3 protein-coding genes are annotated in these 1,915 nt (G+C 67.7%); all 3 read right to left on the bottom strand.

Features of this window, described 5'->3' with window-relative positions; all coding sequences use genetic code 11:
* Positions 1-590 (bottom strand): cellulose binding domain-containing protein (locus ACSDR0_RS50315; RefSeq protein ID WP_435296085.1); only part of this gene is annotated, 590 nt, incomplete at its 3' end.
* A gap of 369 nt (positions 591-959) precedes the next feature.
* Complete coding sequence (locus ACSDR0_RS50310; protein WP_435296084.1) at positions 960-1,259, bottom strand: hypothetical protein; 300 nt, start codon at positions 1,257-1,259, stop codon at positions 960-962.
* 88 nt (positions 1,260-1,347) lie between these two features.
* Positions 1,348-1,915 (bottom strand): ricin-type beta-trefoil lectin domain protein (locus ACSDR0_RS50305; RefSeq protein WP_435296083.1); only part of this gene is annotated, 568 nt, incomplete at its 5' end.

Below are 1,915 nucleotides of genomic sequence, written 5' to 3'. Positions count from 1 at the left end.
CTCGGCTGCGCCAGCGCTCCGGTCGACGTCCAGCGGTACGACGAGGGAAGGTTGCACGTACCGGTCGGCGTCGGCGTCGGAGTCGGAGTCGGATTGGGGGTCGGCGTGACCGTGGGGTCGGGGGTGCCGGTACAGGCCACGCCGTTCAGGGAGAACGAGGTGGGCGACGGGTTACTGCCGCTGTACGAGCCGTTGAACCCGAAGGAAGTGCTGCCCCCCGACGGGATGGCGGCGTTGTAGCCGACGTTGGTCGCGGTCACCGTTGAACCGGACTGGGTCTGCGTGGCGTTCCAGATCTGGGTGATCTGCTGGCCGCCCCCGAAGGACCAGGTCAGCCGCCAGCCGTTGACCGCGTCACCCAGGTTGTTGATGGTGACGTTGGCGCCGAAGCCACCCGGCCACGACGAGCTGACGGTGTAGTCGACCCGACAGGCGACGGCCGCCTGCGCGGGCTGCGTGGCCAGTAGCCCGGCCGCCGCCAGCAGGATCGGGATCGAGATGATCGCGAAGCCGCGGTGCACGGCCGATCGGGACGGCGCCGCCGGTGTGGCGGTAGGGCGCGGTGTCCGTGGTCGCCAGGGCAGGCGCATGTGTGCTCCTCATCTTTTCGTCAAGCCGCTGTCAGGGGCTGGCGCGGGTGGTGGGGTGGCGGCGTTGCCGTTCGCGGTGAAGCCGAAGGTCGTGGAGGAGACCGGGCGAGCAGTCGTAGGAGGCGTGGCGGACGGTCACGACGGAGCCGGACGCGATGGACTCGCCTGGTGAGCGCTGACGACGATCGTGGCCCCGCGTACGTCTGGGCCACGATTGTTGTTAGCGCTCACAAAACTCCGCTGGCGGACTACTCCGTTTCGTTGGCGGGAGGTGGTGCGCGGAGCCAATATCGTGTGGCCGATCCGCGTCAATGCGCGGCCCGTGGCCCTTTCCCCGCGTTCCCGCCCTCGGCGGGCCTTCACCTGCCCTTACGGGCATCCGATCGCACCGTGCGGGACCGGCTCCGTGATGAAACGTTCAGCGATGGTGATGATTTTCTGCCGTACGCCGCCGGTTCGCCGCGAAAGATCGTCACCCTGGTGCCGTTTTTCCTGATCATGACCCGGGGTCGACGCCACTTCGTCACCGGCGGTGAAGCACTGAACCGCGAGGGAAACGGCCGGCGTCGCCGCATACATCTCAACGAGATCGGCCTGAAACGGCACACCCGGGTGTGTCCAGTTAATTGGACGCACCCGGGTGTGCCGGCAAATGCTGGTCATCGGCATTCGTCGATCGCGGATGCGGTCAGAAGCGCGGCCGATGTCGCGCGTTGGCGTCCCTCCGCTGGGAGCCGGCGGTCACGGCGTTGCCGGTTCAGGTCCACTTCTGGTTGTTGCCGCCGTGGCAGGAGTAGAGCTGGATCAGGGTGCCGTTGGCGGTGCTGTTGTTGGCGGCGTCCAGGCACAGTCCGGACTGCACGCCGGTGATGGTGCCGTCGGAGTTGAGGCGCCATTTCTGGTTGTTGCCGCCGTGGCAGGCGTAGATCTGGGCCTTGACGCCGTTGGCGGTGCCGGCGGCGTCCAGGCACTTGTTGCCGTAGACCCTGAGCTCACTGGCGGAGGTGTAGGTCCACTGCTGGTTGGAGTTGGTGTGGCAGTCCCACAACTGCAGTTGCGTGCCGTCGGTGGTGCTGGAGCTGGGCACGTCCACGCATCGGTTGGAGGCCACGCCCCTGATCTGCCTGGCACCGCCACCCGAGGTCGGGGTGGGGGTGGGGGTCACTGTGGGGTCGGGGTCGGGGTTGGGGTCGGCTGCGTTGAGGGCGTTGAGGACCGAGGTGTAGGCGGCCTTCTTGTTGCCTGAGCTGTCGAACAGCAGCGGGGTGGTGTTGGCGCCGAGCCAGGAGTCGCTGTCGCGGACGCCCCAGACGGTGATGCCGGTG

The sequence above is a fragment of the Streptosporangium sp. G11 genome (assembly GCF_051192615.1).
In the GTDB taxonomy this organism is placed as follows: Bacteria; Actinomycetota; Actinomycetes; order Streptosporangiales; family Streptosporangiaceae; genus Streptosporangium.
This window is presented reverse-complemented; position numbering and strand designations above follow the sequence as displayed.